Annotated in this window: 22 protein-coding genes; 18 read left to right on the plus strand and 4 right to left on the minus strand. The window is 66.4% G+C overall.

Features of this window, described 5'->3' with window-relative positions:
* Window positions 1-4: 4 nt before the first annotated feature.
* The 4 genes from VEA80_RS13535 to tgt are packed head-to-tail and all read left to right on the plus strand — an operon-like array spanning window position 5 to window position 3,209.
* A complete protein-coding gene (locus tag VEA80_RS13535; RefSeq protein ID WP_349257259.1) occupies window positions 5-403 on the plus strand; it encodes a peptidylprolyl isomerase in 399 nt (132 codons plus the stop codon).
* Window positions 400-1,023 (plus strand): hypothetical protein, encoded by a 624-nt coding sequence (locus VEA80_RS13540; protein WP_325061284.1) that lies wholly within the window; start codon window positions 400-402, stop codon window positions 1,021-1,023. Before VEA80_RS13535 ends, VEA80_RS13540 begins: the two co-directional genes overlap by 4 nt.
* The gene (gene queA, locus VEA80_RS13545; RefSeq protein WP_325061285.1) at window positions 1,024-2,100 is read left to right on the plus strand and encodes a tRNA preQ1(34) S-adenosylmethionine ribosyltransferase-isomerase QueA; all 1,077 of its coding nucleotides are present in this window, start codon (window positions 1,024-1,026) and stop codon (window positions 2,098-2,100) included. It abuts the gene before it with no gap.
* On the plus strand, window positions 2,097-3,209 hold the full coding sequence (gene tgt, locus VEA80_RS13550) for a tRNA guanosine(34) transglycosylase Tgt (RefSeq protein WP_325061286.1): 1,113 nt from the start codon (window positions 2,097-2,099) through the stop codon (window positions 3,207-3,209). The genes queA and tgt overlap by 4 nt, the downstream gene beginning before the upstream one ends.
* Here tgt and VEA80_RS13555 read toward each other — a convergent pair.
* On the minus strand, window positions 3,206-3,763 hold the full coding sequence (locus VEA80_RS13555) for a hypothetical protein (RefSeq protein WP_325061287.1): 558 nt from the start codon (window positions 3,761-3,763) through the stop codon (window positions 3,206-3,208). The two genes, tgt and VEA80_RS13555, sit on opposite strands and share 4 nt — an antisense overlap.
* Before the next feature lie 96 nt (window positions 3,764-3,859).
* On the opposite strand from VEA80_RS13555, the gene hrpB reads away from it, so the two are divergent.
* Complete coding sequence (hrpB, locus tag VEA80_RS13560; RefSeq protein WP_325061288.1) at window positions 3,860-6,289, plus strand: ATP-dependent helicase HrpB; 2,430 nt, start codon at window positions 3,860-3,862, stop codon at window positions 6,287-6,289.
* On the plus strand, window positions 6,286-7,233 hold the full coding sequence (locus VEA80_RS13565; protein ID WP_325061289.1) for a threonine/serine dehydratase: 948 nt from the start codon (window positions 6,286-6,288) through the stop codon (window positions 7,231-7,233). The genes hrpB and VEA80_RS13565 overlap by 4 nt, the downstream gene beginning before the upstream one ends.
* Here VEA80_RS13565 and VEA80_RS13570 read toward each other — a convergent pair.
* Window positions 7,230-9,275, minus strand: a complete 2,046-nt coding sequence (locus tag VEA80_RS13570; RefSeq protein ID WP_325061290.1) for a lytic transglycosylase domain-containing protein — start codon at window positions 9,273-9,275, stop codon at window positions 7,230-7,232. The genes VEA80_RS13565 and VEA80_RS13570 overlap by 4 nt on opposite strands.
* A 113-nt stretch (window positions 9,276-9,388) precedes the next feature.
* Between VEA80_RS13570 and dapA the strand changes: the two genes are divergently transcribed.
* Genes dapA through VEA80_RS13585 form a run of 3 tightly spaced genes read left to right on the plus strand, consistent with a single transcriptional unit; the run spans window position 9,389 to window position 11,589 of the window.
* Window positions 9,389-10,288: a 4-hydroxy-tetrahydrodipicolinate synthase gene (dapA, locus tag VEA80_RS13575; protein WP_325061291.1), complete on the plus strand. Its 900-nt coding sequence runs from the start codon at window positions 9,389-9,391 to the stop codon at window positions 10,286-10,288.
* 3 nt (window positions 10,289-10,291) lie between these two features.
* Window positions 10,292-10,765 carry an SsrA-binding protein SmpB gene (smpB, locus tag VEA80_RS13580; protein ID WP_325061292.1) on the plus strand — a complete coding sequence of 158 codons (474 nt, stop codon included), beginning with the start codon at window positions 10,292-10,294 and terminating at the stop codon, window positions 10,763-10,765.
* Entirely contained in the window at window positions 10,723-11,589 is an 867-nt protein-coding gene (locus VEA80_RS13585; protein WP_325061293.1) for a tetratricopeptide repeat protein, read from the plus strand. Before smpB ends, VEA80_RS13585 begins: the two co-directional genes overlap by 43 nt.
* Here VEA80_RS13585 and VEA80_RS13590 read toward each other — a convergent pair.
* Both VEA80_RS13590 and VEA80_RS13595 read right to left on the minus strand, forming a co-directional pair.
* Window positions 11,586-12,230, minus strand: a complete 645-nt coding sequence (locus tag VEA80_RS13590) for a uracil-DNA glycosylase (RefSeq protein ID WP_325061294.1) — start codon at window positions 12,228-12,230, stop codon at window positions 11,586-11,588. The genes VEA80_RS13585 and VEA80_RS13590 overlap by 4 nt on opposite strands.
* Window positions 12,227-12,823: an NYN domain-containing protein gene (locus tag VEA80_RS13595; RefSeq protein WP_325061295.1), complete on the minus strand. Its 597-nt coding sequence runs from the start codon at window positions 12,821-12,823 to the stop codon at window positions 12,227-12,229. The genes VEA80_RS13590 and VEA80_RS13595 overlap by 4 nt, the downstream gene beginning before the upstream one ends.
* A 48-nt stretch (window positions 12,824-12,871) precedes the next feature.
* On the opposite strand from VEA80_RS13595, the gene folK reads away from it, so the two are divergent.
* The 9 genes from folK to era all read left to right on the plus strand — a co-directional run bounded on the left by folK (window position 12,872) and on the right by era (window position 20,429).
* On the plus strand, window positions 12,872-13,384 hold the full coding sequence (gene folK, locus VEA80_RS13600; RefSeq protein ID WP_325061296.1) for a 2-amino-4-hydroxy-6-hydroxymethyldihydropteridine diphosphokinase: 513 nt from the start codon (window positions 12,872-12,874) through the stop codon (window positions 13,382-13,384).
* A 123-nt stretch (window positions 13,385-13,507) separates the two neighbouring features.
* The gene (gene rpoZ / locus VEA80_RS13605; protein WP_325061297.1) at window positions 13,508-13,858 is read left to right on the plus strand and encodes a DNA-directed RNA polymerase subunit omega; all 351 of its coding nucleotides are present in this window, start codon (window positions 13,508-13,510) and stop codon (window positions 13,856-13,858) included.
* Window positions 13,859-13,861: 3 nt separating this feature from the next.
* Entirely contained in the window at window positions 13,862-16,105 is a 2,244-nt protein-coding gene (locus VEA80_RS13610; protein WP_325061298.1) for a bifunctional (p)ppGpp synthetase/guanosine-3',5'-bis(diphosphate) 3'-pyrophosphohydrolase, read from the plus strand.
* Window positions 16,106-16,137: 32 nt separating this feature from the next.
* Window positions 16,138-16,722, plus strand: coding sequence for an orotate phosphoribosyltransferase (gene pyrE, locus VEA80_RS13615; protein ID WP_325061299.1), 585 nt, complete (start codon window positions 16,138-16,140; stop codon window positions 16,720-16,722).
* The gene (locus tag VEA80_RS13620) at window positions 16,719-17,477 is read left to right on the plus strand and encodes a pyridoxine 5'-phosphate synthase (RefSeq protein ID WP_325061300.1); all 759 of its coding nucleotides are present in this window, start codon (window positions 16,719-16,721) and stop codon (window positions 17,475-17,477) included. Before pyrE ends, VEA80_RS13620 begins: the two co-directional genes overlap by 4 nt.
* Window positions 17,478-17,487: 10 nt before the next feature.
* Window positions 17,488-17,913: a holo-ACP synthase gene (gene acpS, locus VEA80_RS13625; RefSeq protein ID WP_325061301.1), complete on the plus strand. Its 426-nt coding sequence runs from the start codon at window positions 17,488-17,490 to the stop codon at window positions 17,911-17,913.
* A gap of 123 nt (window positions 17,914-18,036) precedes the next feature.
* Window positions 18,037-18,795 carry a signal peptidase I gene (gene lepB / locus VEA80_RS13630; protein ID WP_414731514.1) on the plus strand — a complete coding sequence of 253 codons (759 nt, stop codon included), beginning with the start codon at window positions 18,037-18,039 and terminating at the stop codon, window positions 18,793-18,795.
* Between the two features lie 10 nt (window positions 18,796-18,805).
* The gene (gene rnc / locus VEA80_RS13635) at window positions 18,806-19,507 is read left to right on the plus strand and encodes a ribonuclease III (RefSeq protein WP_325061303.1); all 702 of its coding nucleotides are present in this window, start codon (window positions 18,806-18,808) and stop codon (window positions 19,505-19,507) included.
* Window positions 19,500-20,429 carry a GTPase Era gene (gene era / locus VEA80_RS13640; protein ID WP_325061304.1) on the plus strand — a complete coding sequence of 310 codons (930 nt, stop codon included), beginning with the start codon at window positions 19,500-19,502 and terminating at the stop codon, window positions 20,427-20,429. The genes rnc and era overlap by 8 nt, the downstream gene beginning before the upstream one ends.
* Window positions 20,430-20,432: the final 3 nt, after the last annotated feature.

The raw sequence follows: 20,432 nt of genomic DNA on the forward strand, positions 1-20,432 counted from the left end.
CAAGATGCGTCCGGACCTGGCGCCGAACCACGTTCAGCGCATCGGCGAACTGGCGAACGAGGGCTTCTACAATGACGTGCCGTTCCATCGCGTGATCGCCGGTTTCATGGCGCAAGGCGGCGATGGCGGCCGCAAAAACGGCACGGGCGGCTCTTCAAAGCCGAACTTGAAGCAGGAGTTCAACGCCGAGCCGCACGTGCGCGGCGTCTGCTCGATGGCGCGCACCAACGATCCGAACTCGGCCAACAGCCAGTTCTTCATCTGCTTCGACGACGCGCGCTTCCTCGACAAGCAATACACAGTCTGGGGCCAGGTCGTGGAAGGCATGGAGGCCGTCGACGCGCTGCCCAAGGGCGAGCCGCCGCGCAATCCCGGCAAGATCGTCAGCGCGAAAGCGGAGTGAGCGCGGGGCTTCTGCAGCGCTGGCGGGCGCTGGCGGGGCCTGGCGCCGATGCGCTCGGCGAAGCGTTGATCCGTGCTTGGGACGAACCGCAGCGGCGCTATCACGATCAATCGCATCTCATCTGGCTGCTCGATGAAGCGGATCGGCGCGCCGCGCTGCTCCGCGATCATGCCTTCGTCGGTTATGCGATCTGGTTTCATGACGCGGTTTATCAACCGGGGGCGCCGGACAACGAGAAGCTCAGCGCTGAATGGGCGCGCGCCTCGCTCGCGCATGATCCGATCTTGGCCGAGCGGGTCGCACGCGCAATCGAGATGACGAAGATGCATCACGAAGGCGACGCGGAGGGCGACGCAGCGCTCTTTCTCGATATGGATATCGCCGTCCTCGGCGCTCCCTGGGAGGCGTATTGCGCCTACGCCGCGGGCATCCGCGCCGAATACCCGCACATAAACGACGCGGCGTTCGCGGCGGGGCGCGGCGCCTTCCTCGAGAAGCAGCTGGAGCGGCCGCGCACGTTCCGTACCGACGTGTACGAGAACGAACGCGGCGAAACGGCTCGGGCGAATATGCGCTGGGAGGCCGAGGAGATGCGGCGCGGACGCATGGTTAGGGCGTAGATGCGGGTCGATCTGTTCGATTTCGAACTGCCGGAGGAGTTGATCGCACTTCGTCCTGCGCGACCGCGCGACAGCGCGCGGCTCTTGCATGCGCCGGCGGCGGGCGCGTTTGAAGACCTGATCGTGCGTGATTTGCCATCACTGCTGCGGCACGGCGACCTGCTAGTCTTCAACGATACGCGGGTAATCCCGGCGCGACTAAGGGGATTCCGCTATCGCGACGAGAACCGGGTCGCGGTGGAGGCGACGCTGCACAAGCGTGAGTCCGGAAACACTTGGCTCGCCTTCGCCAAGCCCGGCAAGCGGCTGAAGGAAGGCGATCGGCTGCGCTTCGGCGGCGAGAGCGAAAGCGCGTGCATGCTGTCCGGCCTCGATGCGACGGTCCGCGGCAAAAGCGAGGATGGCCTCGTGACGATCGCGTTCGATTTGAGCGGGCCTGATCTCGACACTGCGATCGCAGCACACGGCGAGATGCCGCTGCCGCCGTACATCGCCGGGCGACGGACGGAGGACGAAGCGGATCGGTCGGACTATCAGACTGTGTACGCCGCCAGGGACGGCGCGGTGGCGGCGCCGACAGCGGGCTTGCACTTCACTGAGGAGCTGTTCGGCGGGCTCGGGAGAGCCGGCGTCGAGCGCGCGCACGTAACGCTCCACGTCGGCGCCGGCACGTTCCTTCCGGTCAAGACCGACGATACGTCCGAGCATGTGATGCACGCCGAGTGGCGCGAGATATCACCCTCCGCCGCAGACGCGATCAATCGCGCCAAAGCTGAGGGTCGGCGCGTTATTGCGGTGGGCACGACGGCGCTGCGTTCGCTGGAGTCCGCAGCGGACGAAGACGGCCGCGTGCGCGCCGAAACGGGCGACACCGACATCTTCATCACGCCGGGCTATCGCTTCCGTGTCGTCGATGGGCTCTGGACGAATTTCCATCTGCCGCGCTCGACGCTGTTCATGCTGGTGTCCGCGTTCGCAGGGCTGGAGCGCATGAAGGCGGCGTATGCGCACGCCATCTGTGAACGCTACCGGTTCTATTCCTACGGCGACGCCAGCTTGCTATGGCGAGCGCCATGACGGCGTTTCCATTCGAGATTCACGCGCGTGACGGCGCAGCGCGCACCGGCGTTTTGAAGACGCCGCGCGGCGACATCCGCACGCCGGCGTTCATGCCGGTCGGGACCGCGGGCACCGTGAAGGCGCTGACGGTGGAGCAGGTCGAGCAGACCGGCGCCGATATCATTCTCGGCAACACCTATCATCTCATGCTGCGCCCGGGCGGCGAGCGGATGGCCAAGTTCGGCGGGCTGCATCGCTTCATGCGTTGGGACAAGCCGATTCTCACGGACAGTGGCGGCTATCAAGTGATGTCGCTGGCGCAGCTGCGCAAACTTGACGCCGACGGCGTGACCTTCCGTAGTCATGTCGACGGCTCGCAGCATCGGCTGACGCCGGAAGACTCCATTCGCATCCAGGCCGATCAGATCGGCGCGGAAATCGTGATGCAGCTGGATGAATGTCCGGCGCTGCCGGCGCCGCGCGAGACGGTCGAGAAGGCGATGCGGCTGTCGCTGGACTGGGCGGGACGTTGCAAACGCGCGTTCGGCGCACGGGATGAGCAGAACTTGTTCGCGATCGTGCAGGGCGGCGTCGATCCGGAGCTGCGCCGCATCTCGGCCGAAGCGCTGGTTGCCGAAGGTTTCGACGGCTACGCCATCGGCGGCCTCGCGGTCGGCGAAGGACACGATGCGATGCTCGCGACGCTCGATGTCACCACGCCGCACCTGCCGAACGATAGACCTCGTTATCTCATGGGTGTCGGCAAGCCGATCGACATTGTCGAAAGCGTCTGGCGCGGCGTCGACATGTTCGATTGCGTGCTGCCGACGCGTTCGGGCCGGCACGGCCAAGCCTGGACCGACGCCGGCCCGATCAACATCACCAACGCACGCTTTGCCGAAGACATGTCGCCGCTCGACGAGAGCATCGATTGTCCCGCCAGCCGCGACTATTCGAAGGCGTACCTGCACCATCTGTTCAAGGCCGGCGAGCTGCTCGGCCAGACGCTGCTCTCGTGGCACAACGTGGCGTACTATCAAGCGCTGATGGCGCGGCTGCGCGAGGCGATCGCGGCAGGGCGCCTTGCCGACTTCCGAGACGCATTCAAGTCGCGCTTGGGCGGCTAGTTCACCGGCCGGTCGCGGCCTTCGCGCGCCGTGTGCGGCTGCGGCGGCGGCGGCGGGATGATGCTGGGGCAGCCAAGCGAAGCGCCGTAGCCGCGCAGGAATGTGCGCCGCTGCTGTCCGTTCGCCACCGCGCGCAGCGCCTCGCGCTCGGCCCGGCTGGCGCCGGAAATGCGGCGCACCCATGAGCGGAACGGGATTAAATCTTCGGCCGTGCCGCGGGCCAAGTCGATGGTTTGTTCTTCGACGAAATCGCCGCCGCGATCCCAAATGTTTCGATCAGGGCCGGGCTGATAGCTCTCGGGGCCGAGCACCGCGTCGAGTTGGCCAATTTCGCGCGTCACCGCGGCGCAGTCGGCCAGCGTCACGGTCGAGTACGGGTACTGGAGATTGCGCAAGATGAGCGGGATCTCGGGCCGGATCAGGTTCACGTCGCGGAGCGGGGTGTAGGCGGCGTCGGTGACGCCGCGGCGCGTGTCGGCGGTGCGGCCGGTCGAGCAGGCCGCCAGCGCGACGGCGGCGACGACCAGTAACTTACCCCAATGCTGCGATCGCATGCCCGCTCCCCCTTTGTTCGGCGGAGGTATAGCGCGGCCTCGCCACGCCGGCCAATGCCGGGAGACAGAGCCGAACCGAGCCGCTAAGTCCGGCTCATGCTTCCGGTTGAGCAGGTTCTGCCCGATTTGCGCGCCGCGCTTGCGGCGCGGACGGAGGCCGTGCTCGTCGCTCCGCCGGGCGCGGGCAAGACCACTCGCGTGCCGGTGGCGCTGCTCAATGAGCCTTGGGCGCAGCGTGGCAAGATCATCCTGCTTTCGCCGCGCCGAATTGCCGCCCGCGCGGCCGCAGCTCGGATGGCGAGCGAATGCGGCGAACGCATCGGCGACACCATCGGCTATCGCGTGCGGCTGGACTCGAAGATCGGTCCAAGAACGCGCATCGAAGTCGTCACCGAGGGCGTGTTCACGCGCATGATCCTCGACGATCCGGAGCTGCGCGGCGTCGCGGCGGTGCTGTTCGACGAATTCCACGAGCGGAGCCTGGAGGGCGATCTCGGGCTGGCGCTCGCGCGCGACGCGCAGAGCGGACTGCGGCCGGATCTGCGGCTGGTCGTGATGTCGGCGACGCTCGACGCCGCGCGTGTGGCGGCGCTGCTCGGCGACGCGCCGGTGATCGTCAGCGAGGGCCGGATGTTTCCGGTCGCGCATGTGTATCGCCCGCGGCTGGCGAGCGCGCGGTTGGAGGATGAGGTAGCCACGGCAGTGCGCGGCGCACTGGCGGCAGAACGCGGCAGCGCGCTGGTATTCCTGCCTGGCGTACGCGAGATCGAACGAACGGCGGAAGCGCTGCGCGCCAGCGTGAGCGATCCGAGCATTGACATCCGTCCCTTGTACGGCGCCATGAGTTCGGCCGATCAGGATGCGGCGATCGCGCCAGCGCCGCCCGGGCGGCGCAAAGTGGTGCTGGCGACGTCGATCGCCGAAACGAGCCTGACCATCGACGGCGTGCGGATCGTGGTGGATTCGGGCTTGGCCCGGCGGCCGCGCTACGAGCCGGCGCTCGGCCTCTCCCGGCTGGAAACGGTGCGCGCGAGCCAGGCTTCGGTGACGCAGCGCGCAGGCCGCGCCGGACGGCTCGAGCCCGGCGTATGTTGGCGCTTGTGGAGCGAAGGCGAGACGCGGGCGCTGCCTGCCTTCGATCGGCCGGAGATATTAGACGCCGACCTCTCCGGTCTCGCGCTGGATCTAGCGGCGTGGGGCGTTGCCGAACCAACTGCGCTGGCGTGGCTCGATCCGCCGCCGAAGCCGGCATGGAGCGAGGCGATCACGCTGTTGAAGCGGATCGGGGCGTTGGACGAAGGCGGGCGCCTCACGGCGCACGGCGAAGCGGTGGCGCGGCTGCCGCTGCCGCCGCGTCTGGCCCACATGGTGATCGATGCGGGTGAAGATCGCGTGCTGGCGGCGCGCATCGCCGTGCTGCTGACGGAGCAAGGTCTGGGTGGGCGAAGCGCGGACTTGCGCGAACGCTTGCATCGCTTCGATGGCGAACGCGGGCAGCGTGCGGAAGCGGCGCGGTCGCTGGCGCGGCGGATTGCTCGAACGGCAGGCGGCGACGCCGGCGCGGCGGACGAAACGCGCGCCGGCGCGGTGCTGGCGTTGGCGTATCCCGATCGCGTGGCACGGTCGCGCGGCGGTTTGTTCACGATGGTCAACGGCCGCGCGGCGGCCGTTGACCAGGCATCGCCGTTGGCGCGCGAGCCGTTCCTGGCGATTGCCGACGTTTCCGGCGCAGCGGGGCGCGCGCAAGTCTTGCTCGCGGCCCCGATCACGCTGGCGGAGATCGAGAGGATGTTCGGTTCACGGATCGAAACCGGCGTCTCCGCCACCATCGACGCCGCAACCGGGGCGTTGCGCGCGCGGCGCACACGGCGGTTGGGACGGATGGTCATAACCGAAGCGCCGGTTGAGGGTTTGGGCGGCGAGGAGCTGCAGGAGGCCTTGCTGGCGGCGGTGCGCGAACAGGGTCTCGAGCTGCTGGATTGGAACGAGACTGCGCGACAAACGCGCGCCCGGATGATGTTCATGCGGGGGCTGCACGGCGAAGATTGGCCTGATGTGAGCGACGAGACTCTGCTGGCCACGCTCGACGAGTGGCTTGCTCCAAGCCTGCAGAATGCGAGACGGCTGAAGGATATCGATGTCGCCAAGGCGCTGCAGGGGGTGCTGTCCTTCGCCCAGCGGCGCTTGCTCGATGCAGAGGCGCCGACGCGGTTCGAGACGCCGCTCGGCTCATCGTTGCTGATCGACTACGAAGCCGATGGCGGGCCCGCATTGGACGTACGGCTGCAAGAGATGTTCGGACAGGACAAGCATCCGACGATCGCCAATGGGCGTGTGCCGCTCAGCCTGCGCCTCTTGTCGCCCGCGCATCGGCCGGTGCAGACGACGAAGGACTTGCCTGGCTTCTGGCGCGGCTCGTATGCAGCGGTGCGCAGCGAAATGCGGGGCCGTTACCCCAAGCACCCATGGCCGGAAGATCCGCTGACGGCGCCGCCGACGCGCCGCGCCAAACCGAGAGGCTCATGATGATCCCGACGATCGAAGACGTGAAGGCCGCCGCCAAGCGCATCCAGGGCATCGCAGTGCGCACGCCGCTCCTGCGGAACGATGCGTTGGACGCGCACACCGGCGCGAAAATCTTTGTGAAAGCCGAGTGCTTGCAGCGCGGCGGCGCCTTCAAGATGCGCGGCGCGACAAACGCGATCGCGGCCCTGTCGCCAGAGGCGCGGGCGCGCGGCGTGATCGCGTTCTCGTCTGGCAATCACGCGATCGCCGTCTCGACCGCGGCCAAACTCTTCGGCATCGAGGCGACGATCGTGATGCCGGCCGACGCGCCGAAGATCAAACTGGAGACGACTCGCGCGAACGGCGCAACGGTTGTGACATACGATCGCGTCAAGGAGAGCCGCGAGGAGATCGGCGCGCGCATCGCTGCGGAGAAAGGCGCGAGCCTGATCAAGCCGTTCGACGATCCGTTCGTCATCGCCGGCCAAGGCACGTGCGGGCTGGAGATCGGCGAAGAGATATCGCCCGACATCGTCTTCGTGCCCGCCAGCGGCGGCGGACTCTCGGCGGGCGTGGCGCTGGCCCTGCCGGGCGCGCGCATCATCGCAGTGGAGCCGCAGGAGCATAACGACATCGCCCGCACGCTCGAGTCCGGCTCGATCCAGCGCAATGCGCCGGGGATACGCTCGATTTGCGATGGCCTCCTGACCGAGCAGATGGGCGAAATCCCATACGCCATCGCGCGCGAACGGTTCGAGATGGCGGTCGGCGTCAGCGACGATGCGGTGCGGCGGGCGATGAAGTTCGCCTTCCGCTATCTGAAGGTCGTGCTCGAACCTTCCGGCGCGGCCTCGCTGGCCGCTGCGCTTGAGGGCGGTGTCGATCTCAGCGGCAAGACCGTCGCGGTCATCGCGAGCGGGGGCAACGTCGACGCCGAGACGTTCACGCAGGCGCTGACGGCCTAGCGCCCGCGGTGCAGATCGCGTTCGAGCTGAATCGCCACCGGCTCGCCGGCCAGGCGATGGCGATAAACCTGGAGGTTCTCGGTCACACGCTGCACGTAATTGCGGGTCTCCGAGAACGGTATGAGTTCGATCCAGTCGATGACATCGACGTTGCTCGATCTCGGGTCGCCCCACTCGTTCACCCAGTTGCGCACATTGCTGGAGCCTGCGTTGTAGGCGGCGATCGCCATCACATAGGAGCCGCCGAAATCGTCGATCAGCCCGGCCAAGTGCTGAGAGCCTAACGTCATATTGTACTGCGGGTCGGTCGTGAGCGCTGCGCGTTGGAAGCTCATCCCCGCGCGGCGCGCTTCGATCTGCGCCGTCGACGGAATGAGCTGCATCAGCCCACGGGCGTTGGCGCTGGAGATGGCGCCGGGATCGAACTCGCTCTCCTGGCGGATGATCGCATGCACGAGCGCGGGCTCGGGACGGCCCCGTTGTTGCACGGCGGCGGGAAGCTCCAGCGTCGGATAGGCCGCGCTCGTCGCCACGACATTGCGGAACAGGCCGGCCTTTGCGCTCCGCAGGGCCGTGCGGTAATAGGACTGCTCGCGCGCCATTTCTGAGAGCAGTTCAAGCTCCATCGGGTCGTCAAGCGTGTCGTCGAGATAGAAAGCAATCGACTCGAAATCGCGCTGAGCGCCGACTTCCGCCATCAAGCGCAGCGCCCGGACCAATTCGCGACTTTCGAAGCGGCTGCGCGCCGCGTCAGTGACACGCGCCGTTTCCGGCAGCGACAGGGTCGCCGTGCGGTCGCCGCGCGTCGCGGCGAGCTGGCCGTAATAAGTGAAATTGTACTGGGCGGCCTGCTCGAGCAGGCGTTCGGATTCGGCGGTGTTGCCAAGCGCGCGCTCGGCCTCGGCGCGCCAATAGAGGGCGCGAGAGAGACTGACGGGCGAGGAGACGTTCTCGCTCAGGTGCGCAAAGTGTTCGCGCGCACGTTGAGGGTTGCCGAGAAAGCGCAGCGACAGCCAGCCGGCCATCCACTCGGCGTCGGCGAATGCTTCGCCCGAGGTGAGGCCGTGGTTCGTCACCAGGGCGTAGGCTTGGCGGTAATTGCGCGAACGCAGCGCACGGGGAACGTAGAGGCGGCGTTCGGCGAACAGCTCGGAGCGGGCGGCGGCGGGCGCTTGGCGCGGGTCGACTTCCACCATCAGCGGCAGCGCGTCTTCCGGGTTGCCGGCGCGGCGGCGGTACTGCGCGCGGTCGTATAGGAAGCCGGGGTTGTCGGCGCGCGAGCCGGGCACCGCGTCGACCGCCGCCTGCAGACCGCGCCGGGCGCGGCTCTGTATGGCAATGCGGGCGTTCGCGAGCAGGCGATCGGCGGTCGAGACGCGCGACAGCAGGCGACGCGCAGCGGTGTGTTGGTTGCGCCAGAGAAGCCCGTCGACTCGGGCGGCGTGGTCCTCGCTGCTGAACGAAGAGCTGAACGCCGCCAGTGCGCGATCTTCCATTTCTGTGGACAACGCGTCATCGCGCCAAGACGCGCGGGCGATCTCGACAGCCTCGCTGCGTTGGCCGGCGTCCCGCAGCGACATCGCGAGCGCCATTCGCCCGTCGCCGGTGATGGGACCGCCTTCGGAACGCAGAAACGCGATCCGCTCGGAAGCGGACAGCCGCGAACTCAGGATCGCTTGCTCCGCGCGCGTGCGCATCGCGGTGCGGCCGGGCCAGCCCTGCAGCTCATTGAGCGCCTGGGCGATGTCGTCGAAGTATAGCGGCGCCTCACTCGAGGCGGCCCAGCGCCACTGCAGCATGCGGCGCACCAGCGGATCGGTGGCGCTGTCGCGCAATTGGGCGAGGCCGGACCAGTCGCCCGACTCGGCGGCGGCCAAGCCGCTGCGCAGGCGCATACGCTCGGCGCTCGACGGCAGCGGCGCCGCCGGCGTGTAGGAGGCCGCTTCGGCAGTCGACGGTCCTGGCGCGACCTGGGATTGACCGGAGCTGGATGTGACCAGGACGGCGCTGACCGCCAGGGCCGACAAAGCGACACGGGTCATTCTTGCCACGTCCATACCGTTCTCCGCACCGTTCCGAAACAGGACGCGCTCGCGAGCTTTGGCTGGCGAGCCGCTATTTAACCTCGCCCGACACTGTGGCAGGAATCGCGCCAATGGCCCACCGCAGCATCTCCTCCGACAAAATCTACGGTTCAATTCCGGCGTTGATTACGCCATTCCGTGACGGAATCGTAGATGAACGTGCTTTCCAAACGCTTGTCGAACGGCAAGTGGCCGAAGGGTCACACGGCCTCGTGCCGTGCGGCACGACCGGGGAAAGCGCGACGCTGAGCCTGGAAGAGCACGTCCGGGTCGTCGAGCTGTGTGTCGAGGCCGCTGCGGGAAAGGTTCCCGTGATCGCCGGCGCAGGCTCCAACAGCACGGCGCACGCGATCGAGTTGGCCCGACAGGCGAAGGCAGCCGGTGCGGACGCGGTTCTGGTCGTGGCGCCTTACTACAACAAGCCGAGCCAGGACGGGCTGGTTGCGCACTTCCGAGCCATCAACGATGCGGTGGATATCCCGATCGTCGTCTACAACGTGCCGGCCCGGACGGTGACGGATATCAGCGCCGAAACGATGGGGCGTTTGGCGCAGCTGCCGAACGTGGTCGGCTGCAAGGATGCGAGCGCCGATCTGTCCCGCGTGACACGCCATCGCGCGCTCTGCGGCGAAGCCTTCATCCAGCTCTCCGGAGAGGATCCGACCGCGATCGGGTTCAACGCCCTGGGCGGCGTGGGCTGCATCTCGGTGACGGCAAACGTGGCGCCGAAGCTCTGCGCGCAGATGCAGGACGCAACGCTGCAGGGCGCATTCGAGACGGCGCGTGCGATCGACGACCAGTTGGCGCCGTTGCACAAGGCGATGTTCGTCGAACCCTCGCCGGCGCCGGCGAAGTACGCCTGCTCGCTGCTGGGCTTGTGCACGGATGAGGTGCGCCTCCCGCTGCTGGCGTGCAGCGAACCAGCCAAAGCGCAGATCCGCGCGGCGATGACTCACGCGGGCCTCATTTGAGCCATGGCCAAAAAGGAAGAGCCCAACCGCAAGCTGATCGCGGAGAACCGGCGCGCTCGATTCGACTATGCGATCGAGGACACGCTCGAAGCCGGCATCCAACTGGTCGGGACCGAGGTGAAATCGCTGCGCAACGGGCGGGCCAATATCGCCGAGAGCTATGCCAGCACCGAACACGGCGAACTCTGGCTGATCAATGCGACGATCCCGGAATACCCGCCCGCCGGCCAGTTCAACCATGAGCCGCGCCGGCCGCGGAAGCTGCTCGTGCGCGGGCGCGAATTGAAACGGCTGATGGGCGCGGTCGAACGCGAAGGCCGCACCATTGCGCCGCTCAAGCTCTATTTCAACGCCCGCGGCATCGTCAAGGTCGAGATTGCGCTAGCCAAGGGCAAAAAGGCGCACGACAAAAGAGCGGCGACAAAGGACCGCGAATGGAAACGTCAGCAATCACGCCTGCTTCGCGACCGCGGCTGAGCCTCGCCGCCTCGGCGCTGGTCGCCGTCCTGGCGGCCTGCAGTCCTTCCGATCCCGCCGTGCAGGCCGAGCGGCAATGGCATGTTTGCGAAAGTTCTGTCTTCGATCAACAACGGCTGGACGCCTGTTCGGCGGTGATCGCATCGGCGGTGACAGAACCGTCGCAAAAAGCGCAAGCCTTGGTGCATCGCGGCACGCTGCGCGTCAGGTTGCGGCAAGACGCGCGCGCGATTGCGGATTTCGGCCGGGCCTTGCGGATCGATCCCGGTCTGGTCAGCGCCTATCTCGAGCGCGGCCAGCTGCATTTCAACCGCGAGGCGTTCGAAGCGGCCGTGCGCGACTATGAGGCGGCGCTGTCGTTGAACCCGGCGCTCAGCGACGCGCAACTGATGCGCGATGCGGCGCTACGAAGTTTGGAAGAGCGCAGTCTCGGCGAACTCGAATGGCTGACGCGAGAGCTGGCGGAGAATCCGCTCGAATCTGGTCTTTGGAACAACCGTTGTTGGCTGCGCGCGGTCAGCGGCGAAGAACTCGATCTCGCACTTGCGGATTGCAACGAAGCGATCCGCCTCGACCCGAGATCTGCCGCGGCTTTGGACAGCCGTGGCCTCGTCCACCTCAAGCGCGGCGAATATTCCGCGGCCGTCGCGGACTACACCGCGGCGTTGGCCCTCGATCCCGAGCGCGGCCATTATCTCTACGGACGCGGCGTGGCGCGGCTGCGTATGGGTGAAGAGGCGGCGGGTCGGGCTGACATTGCCGCGGCTGAGCGCGCCGAGCCCGGCATCCGCCGCACCTATCAAGGCTACGGGGTCGAGATTTAGCCGTAGGCGAGCGCTTTGGCGCGCGTCATCACCGCCTCGAACATCTCAGCCGTGAGGCGGCGCGTTTGCGTGTTGTAGCGTGAGCAATGATAGCTCGAAACGAGCGTGCGCCCGTTCGGCAGCGCGGCTTCAACGCCATGGCCGAATTTCGCCGCTGTCGGCTTCAAACCATGCGCGCGCAACACGCTGTCGTGCGCGATCGAGCCAAGCGCCATGATCGCGCGCAGGTTCGGCAGCGCTTCGAGCCGCGCTGACAGGAACGGCCGGCAGGTCGCGATCTCCGCCGGGGTCGGCTTGTTTTCCGGCGGCGCGCAACGGACCGCGTTGGTGATCATTGCGCCTTTCAGCGTGAAGCCGTCGTTCGGATCGGCGCGGTACTCCCCTTCCGCCAGGCCCAGCTTCTTCAGCGTGGCGTAGAGCAGGTCGCCTGCGTAATCGCCGGTGAACGGGCGCCCGGTTCGGTTGGCGCCGCCTCGGCCAGGCGCGAGGCCGACGACAAGAAGGCGCGCGTCAGGGTCGCCGAAAGACGGCGCGGCGCCGTTGAACCAGGTGGGTTCGGCGCGCTTGTTCTGTTCGCGATAGCCGACGAGCCGCGGACACAGCGGGCAATCTTTCGGCGCTTCGGGCGGATATTCGCTCACCGATCCTCTTCGTCAGCATACTCATAGCGCGCGTCCGGCGTTCTCTCGCGCGGCGGCCGGCCGATCAGGTTGGCGAGGTCGGCCAAGTCGACGAAATTGTCAGCCGCGCGGCGGATGTCGTCTGACGCCATCGGCGGGTTGGACTTGATCGTGGAGACGACGCTTACGCGCATGCCCTTGCGCTGGACAGCTTCTATGGCGGCAAGGAAATCGCCGTCGCCGGAGAACAGGAAGGCGTGATCCGCGAATGCTGCCGCTTGCATCAGATCGACCGCGAGTTCGACATCCATGTCGCCCTTGAATCGGCGCCGGCCGTTTGCGTCGGTGTATTCCTTGGCCGGTTTGGTCACGAGCGTGTAGCCATTGTAATCGAGCCAATCCACCAGCGGCCGGATCGGGGAGAAATCCTGATCCTCGACCAGCGCGGTGTAGTAATAGGCGCGAACGAAGCGGCCATGCTTTCTGAACTCGTCGAGCAGCTTGCGATAATCGATATCGAACGTGAGGCCCTTCGCCGCCGAATAAAGATTGGCGCCGTCGATGAATAGGGCGACGCGCTCGTCTGGATGGATCAGCCTGTCGAGTAGGTTCATGGCTCCGTATTCCTTGGCGCGCCGCTGCGCTCTAGATGATTTGGTTTAATGCACGCCAGCGCTTTCATCGCCCTGGGAACCAACCTGCCGTTTGAGGGCGCGGAGGGGTCCGCGCTGCTGGCGCGGGCTGTCGAGGCAATGCGCGAAGCCGGGTTCGAGTTGCGCGCCGTTTCGGGCGTCTGGCGCACCCCGGCTTGGCCGCCGGGATCGGACCAGCCGGATTACTTCAACGCGGTGGTCGAGGCGGACGCCCGCGAAGACGGGCCCCGCGCCATCTACGACAAGCTGCGCGCGATTGAGGCGACGTTCGGCAGGAAGCGGCGCGCCCGCTGGGAGTCCAGGACCCTTGACCTCGACCTCCTCGCCCTCGGGGCCTTGAGCGGCGTGTTTGACGGCATTGCCGTGCCGCACCCGCGCCTCCAGGAGCGGGTGTTCGTCTTGGCGCCGTTTGCCGAAGTCGCTCCGGACTGGCGTCATCCGGAGCTGGGAGAAACCGTCGCGCACATGCTCGCCAGGCTGGAGGTCGACGAAGGTTACCGCAGGGTTAGCGACCTCAGCTGATGCTGCTGGCGAGGGTGCGCTGAGGCTTTTCGCGCCTGCGATGGTGGTTCGCATTGCGAAAAACCGCGGACATCACTAGGTTGGTCGGCCAATCCCGTCCGTTTGACCCAGAGGAAGCACGCCTTGGCTCGCGTAACCGTCGAAGACTGCGTTGATAAAATCCCGAACCGGTTCTCGCTGGTGCTGTTGTCGGCCCATCGTGCGCGCAATATTTCCTCAGGATCTGAACCACTTGTGGACCGGGATCGCGACAAGGACCCGGTCGTCGCGCTCCGTGAGATCGCCGATTCCGCCATCACGCCGGAAGAGCTCCGCGACAGCTACGTGATGCTCTACCAGGACGTGCAGCCGGCCACCCAGGCCGAAGACGAGCAGGATCGCCTGGCGCTCGCCGCGCCAGTGGAGACCAGCGAAGAAGACGTGCTGCGCGCGCTGCAGCAGGAAGCCGAAGCGCAGCGCGACGAACGGTACTAAGCCATGGCCGGCGGTGACGGAGTCGCCGCCCAGGTCCCGGCTGGCTCCGATCAGGCTGGCGCGGGCGCAGCCCCGCCGCGCACCCGCTTCTTGCGCCAGTTCGAACTGGTCGAGCGCATGCGCGCTTACGACCCGTCGCTCGACGAGAACCTCGTCAACCGCGCCTACGTCTACGCCACCGCTAAGCACGGCAGCCAGAAGCGCCATTCCGGCGACCCCTATTTCGCGCATCCGATCGAAGTCGCCGGCATTCTGACCGAGTATCGGCTCGACGCCGCGACCATCGTCGCGGGCCTGTTGCACGATACGATCGAAGACACCGAAGCGACTCGCGACGAGATCGAGGCCAAGTTCGGCGGCGAGATCGCCGATCTCGTCGAAGGCGTCACCAAGCTCTCACAGCTCGAGATCCAGTCCGAGGAGAGCAAGCAGGCGCAGAACCTGCAGAAATTCATCCTGGCCATGTCTCGTGACGTGCGCGTGTTGATCGTGAAGCTCGCCGACCGCTTGCACAACATGCGCACGTTGGCGCACGTGCCGAACTCGGCCAAGCGCCGCCGCATCGCGATGGAGACGCTGGAGATCTACGGTCCGCTCGCGCGCCGCATCGGCATGGAGAAGATGGCGCGCGAGATCGAATCGCTCGCGTTCCACGAGGCGTTCCCCGACGCAGAGGCGGCGATCAATGCGCGGCTCGAGCAGCTGCGCATCGAAAAAGGCGCCAACGTCGCGATCATCATCCAGACGATCATGGAGGTGTTCGAGTTCGCCGGCATCGATGCGCGCGTGTTCGGTCGCGAGAAGCAGCCTTACTCGATCTGGCGCAAGCTGCAGCGCAAGAGCATCGAGTTTTCTGATCTAGCCGACGTCTACGCGTTCCGCGTCATCGTCAACAATCCGGACGATTGCTACCGCGCCCTCGGCTTGATCCACCAGACTTGGCGCTGCGTGCCGGATCAGCTCGAAGACTACATCTCCAACCCGAAGCCCAACGGCTATCGCTCGATTCACACCGTGGTGATTGGCCCAGGCAACGTGCGCGTCGAAATCCAGATCCGCACCGAGGAGATGGACCAGATCGCCGAGAACGGCGTCGCCGCGCACTGGCGCTACAAAAACGAATCCTATGGCTTCGACGCCGAGCTCGCGGCCTCTGTCGGGCTCGATGCGCGCGAGGCGACCCGCTCGCTGCTGGAGATCGCCGAGCACGGCGGCGACGCCAACGAATTCCTCGAGCACGCCAAGCTCGAAATGTACCAGGATCACGTCTTTGCGTTCACGCCAAAGGGGGCGTTGATCCCCCTTCCGCAAGGCGCGACGCCGCTCGATTTCGCCTACGCCGTGCACTCCTCCATCGGCGACCGCTGCGCCGGCGTGAAGATCAACGGCGTCGAACGTCCGTTGCGCACCGTGCTGCGCAACGGCGACGTCGTGGAAATCATCGTCGGCGAGAAGGTTGGGCCGGTGCCGGGCTTCGAAGCGCTGACCAAGACCGGCCGCGCGAAGTCGGCGCAGCGTCGCCTGCAACGTCAAGCCAAGCGCGACGAGTTCGCCAAGCTCGGACGCGATCTCGTCGCACACGCACTGCACCGCTATGGCCACGACCTGGCGGAGACGGCGCTGCTGCACGCGGCCCAGCATCTGGGCAAAGAAGACGAGGAAGAGCTGTTCATCGCCGTCGGTGAAGGCTCGATCAAGGCGAGCGCGGTGGCGGTCGCGGCGTTTCCAGGACTCGAGGAAAAGGTCCGCAAGGACCAGGGCCGCAAGCCCATGGAACGGGAGAAAGCCAAGCTCTACGTCAAAGGCGGCGAGTTGACGCCGGGCGTTGCGCTGCACTTCGCCGAGTGTTGCTCGCCGATACCGGGCGATCGCATCATCGGCGTGCAAATCCAGGGCAAAGGCGTTGTCGTTCACACGATCGACTGCGAGCAGCTGGCCCCGCTCGAAGACGACGAGAGCGTAACCTGGGTCGATCTCGCCTGGACGCCGACAGCGCTGCACCGCACGCTGGCGACAGGGCGCCTGATCGCGACGGTCGAAAACAAGCGCGGCGTGCTGGCCGAGCTTTGCCGGATCATCGCCGAGAACGAGGGCGACATCCTCAATCTGCGTCTGGCGAAGCGCACGATCGACTTCTTCGACATGATTTTCGACATCGAGGTGGCCGACGCCAAGCACCTGACGAACATCCTCGCGGCCATGCGCACGAGCAAATCGGTCAAAGAGGTGGAGCGGGTGAAGGGCTAGTCGCAACCAAGCAGAGCCTCTAAACAGCGCGCATGAATCAGGACCAGGTGCTCGACGAATTTCGCGCCGCCGGCGCTCTGCTGGAGGGACATTTCATCCTCTCCTCCGGGCTGCATTCGCCGGTGTTCTTCCAGAAGAACGCGGTGTTCATGAATCCCGCGCGGACCGAGCGGCTCTGCCGTGCGCTGGCGCAGAAGGCGGAGGCGGCGTTCGGCAAGATCGACGTCGTCGTTTCGCCTGCGGTGGGCGCGATCATCCCCGGCTACGAGACGGCGCGGCATCTCGGCGCGAAAGCGATGTTCGTCGAGCGCGAAAAGGGCGAGTTTCAGCTGCGCCGCGGCTTCGCCATTCAGCCCGGCGAGCGCGTGCTGATGGTGGAGGACGTTGTCACCACTGGCTTATCGTCGCGCGAGTGCCTCGACGCCATCCGCGGTCATCCCGGCGAATTGCTCGGCGCCGCGTGCCTGATCGACCGCTCCGGCGGCAAGGCCGACATCGGCGCTAAACTGATCTCGCTCGCGCAGGTGAGCGCGCCTGCCTATCCGGCCGATCAATTGCCGCCGGAGCTTGCGGCCATCCCGGCAATCAAGCCGGGTTCGCGCGGTCTCGCCACATGAGCAGACGGGTGCGGCTCGGCGTCAACATCGACCACGTCGCGACCATTCGGAACGCGCGCGGCGTCTCCTATCCCGATCCTTCGCGCGCCGCGATCATCGCGCTCGAAGCGGGCGCCGACGGCATCACCGCCCACTTGCGCGAAGATCGCCGCCACATCTCCGACGCCGACATCGCCAATCTTGCGGCGATGCTGCGCGAGCGCGGACGGCCGCTCAATCTTGAGATGGCGGTCACCTCGGAGATGCTGGCCATTGCGCTGAAACACCGGCCGCCAGCCGTGTGCCTGGTGCCGGAGCGGCGCGAAGAACGGACGACCGAAGGCGGCCTCGACGTCGCCCACGGCCACAACTGGATCGCGCCGTTCGTGCAGAAGCTGCGCGACAATGGCAGCCGCGTCTCGCTCTTCATTGGCGCCGATCCGCTGCAGATCGAAGCGGCGAGCCGCACCGGCGCCGAAGTGGTGGAACTGCATACCGGCGCCTATTGCGACGCTGCACGCGACGGCCACACCGATCAGGCGGCGGCGATCCTCGAGGCGCTCGTGGCCGGGGCGCAGCAGGCTGCGAGCCTTGGGCTCGAGGTGCATGCGGGCCATGGCATCGACTACGAGACCGTGGCGCCGATTGCCGCCATTCAGCAGGTGGCGGAGCTGAACATCGGCCATTTCCTGATCGGCGAGGCGATTTTCACCGGCCTGGCCGATGCGGTTGGCGAGATGCGCCGGCGGATCGACGCGGCGCGGGCGCCGGACTAGAAGCCCCGTCATGATCCTGGGCATCGGGTCCGACATCATCGACATCCGCCGGATCGAGCGGACCCTGGAGCGCTTTGGCGAACGCTTCACCCATCGGGTCTACACCGAGACCGAACGCGCCCGCGCCGAGCGCAAGCCCCTGGAGCGGGCGGCGACCTTCGCCAAACGCTTCGCCGCCAAGGAGGCCTGTTCGAAGGCCTTGGGTACAGGCTTGAAACAAGGGGTGTTTTGGCGGGACATGGGGGTTACAAACCTCCGCTCTGGCCAGCCGACGATCCGGCTGACCAATGGCGCGGCCGAGCGCCTGGCGGCGATGACCCCAGCCGGGCACACGCCCTACATCCATGTCACATTGACGGATGATTTCCCGCTTGCTGTCGCCTACGTCATCATTTCGGCGGAGTCGGCGCCCATAGGGCAAGGGCCGGAAGCTTGAGCCCCTGGATAGGGAAAAGCTTGGCCGCGCCGGGCTGGGCAAGGTCAGTGGAGTTTCGCGAGGGTCCGTGGGCGGTATGCAAAACCGCCAACGGCGCTGGCGTGTAGTGAGAAACGAATGAGCATGTCGACCACTGGCGAGACGACTCCTGCGATGAGCGTCTTCTGGGATAACGTGAAGACGATCCTTTACGCGCTGGCGCTCGCGATGGTGCTGCGCTTCACGATCGCGCAGCCATTCCGCATTCCCTCGGGTTCGATGCAGCCGACCCTTGCTGTGGGCGATTACATCGTCGTGACGAAATGGTCTTACGGCTACGGTCGTTTCTCGTTCGCGCCGCTCGAGGGCTTGCTCCCGCACGGGCGGCTCTTCGGCAGTGAGCCCCAGCGCGGCGACGTGGTCGTGTTCCGGCCGGTGCCGGAACCTGATCGCGACTTCATCAAGCGCGTGATCGGTTTGCCCGGCGACCGCATCCAGATCGTCAACGGCGTGCTCCACATCAACGGCGAAGCAGTGCAGCGCGAGCGAATCGGCGAGACCGCGGAGTGTCCGGATCCGCACATCGCGCTCGGCCAAGTGACCACCTATCGCGAAACGCTGCCGAACGGCGTCAGCTACATCACCTGCGACAAGGGCATGACGGAGCTCGACAACACACGTGTGTTCGAGGTGCCGGAAGGCCACTATTTCATGATGGGCGACGACCGCGACAACTCGGCGGACAGCCGCGTGCCGTCGGTTGTGGGCTATGTGCCTTACGACAATCTGGTCGGCCCGGCGCAGTTTGTGGTTGTCTCCTTCGACTCGAGCACATCCCTGTTCCAGCCCTGGACCCTGTTCACCGGCTTCCGCGGCGACCGCTTCCTCAAGTCGGTCGAGTGAGCGCCGGCCCATGAGCGGGCCTCGAAAGCGCGAAGTCCGGCTCACCGAGTTGGAAGCGCGCATCGGCTATGCTTTCGAAGATCGTGAGCTGCTGCGCGAAGCGATGACGCACGCCAGCGTTCTCGATGGGGCCCGCAAAGCGCGCACCTATGATCGGCTGGAATTCCTCGGCGATCGCGTGCTTGGCCTCATCGTCGCGGAGCGGCTGCTGGAGCAGCACAAGGGCGCAAGCGAGGGCGAACTCGCGCCCCGCTACAACGCGCTCGTCAATCGGCACGCCTGCGCGCGCGCCGCGCGGGCGGCCGATTTGGGCGATGCGGTGATCCTCTCCTCTTCGGAGGAGTCGAGCGGCGGCCGCGGCAAGGAGGCGATTCTGGCGGATATCTGCGAGTCGCTGATCGCCGCTCTCTATCTCGACAGCGGCATGGACGCGGCGCGAACGTTCGTGAACCGGTTCTGGGGCGATGCGTTCGAGACCGGAGAAGCCGCGCCGCGCGACGCCAAAACCGCGCTGCAGGAGTGGGCGGCGGCTCGGAAACGTGGTTTGAGCTATGTCATGATCGAACAGACCGGACCCGAACACGCGCCCCATTTCGTGGTCGAAGCGCGCATCGACGGCTTTCAGCCAGCACGCGGCGAAGCCGGTTCGAAGCGCGATGCGCAACGTGCGGCGGCCGCGGCCTTTCTGAAAGCGCAGGGCGTCGATGGCTGAGCAACACACCGCGGTGGTGGCCGTTCTCGGCGCGCCGAATGCGGGCAAATCCACGCTCGTCAACACGCTGGTCGGCGCGAAGGTCGCGGCGGTGACGCAGAAAGTGCAAACGACCCGCGCGCTGGTGCGCGGCATCGCCATGCGCGACCAAACCCAGCTTATTCTGATCGACACGCCGGGCGTGTTCGCGCCGAAGCGCCGGCTGGACCGCGCCATGGTGGCCGCCGCGTGGAGCGCGCTCGAGGGCGCCGACGCGGTGCTGCACGTCGTCGATGCGCCCGCGCACGCGAGCGAGAAGCGCACCGGTGCGGATGCGCGATCGGTCGAGGATTCCGCAACGATCGCGAGGAAGCTGAAGGACAATGAGATCGCCTCGATCCTGGTGCTGAACAAGGTCGACGCTGTCTCGCGTCCGGCGTTGCTGGCGCTGACGACCAAGCTGGTGGAAGAGGGTCTCTACACCGACGTCTTCATGGTTTCGGCCAAGAACAATGACGGGGTCGAAGACATCGCGCGCGTGCTGACCGAGCGTGCGCCCGAGGGGCCGTGGCTCTTCTCGGAAGACCAGACCATGGACGCGCCTGCGCGCGTGCTCGCCGCGGAGATCACGCGCGAGAAAGCGATGCTGCGCCTGCATGACGAGATTCCGTATGACCTCATGGTCGAAACGGAAACCTGGGAAGAAAAGAAGGACGGCTCCGCTCGGATCGAGCAGACGATCTATGTGGCGCGCGAAGGGCAGCGGAAAATCGCAATTGGCCAAGGCGGTTCGACGATCAAAATCATCGGCGAGCAGGCGCGCAAGGAAATGGAAACCGCGTTCGACCGGCGCATCCACCTCTTCCTGCACGTGAAGCTGCGCGAGAATTGGAGCGAGGAGCGCGCGCTCTATCATCGGCTCGGTCTCGACTACGAGGCTTGAGCG

The sequence above is a fragment of the Vitreimonas sp. genome (assembly GCF_035627415.1).
Lineage (GTDB): Bacteria > Pseudomonadota > Alphaproteobacteria > Caulobacterales > Aquidulcibacteraceae > Vitreimonas.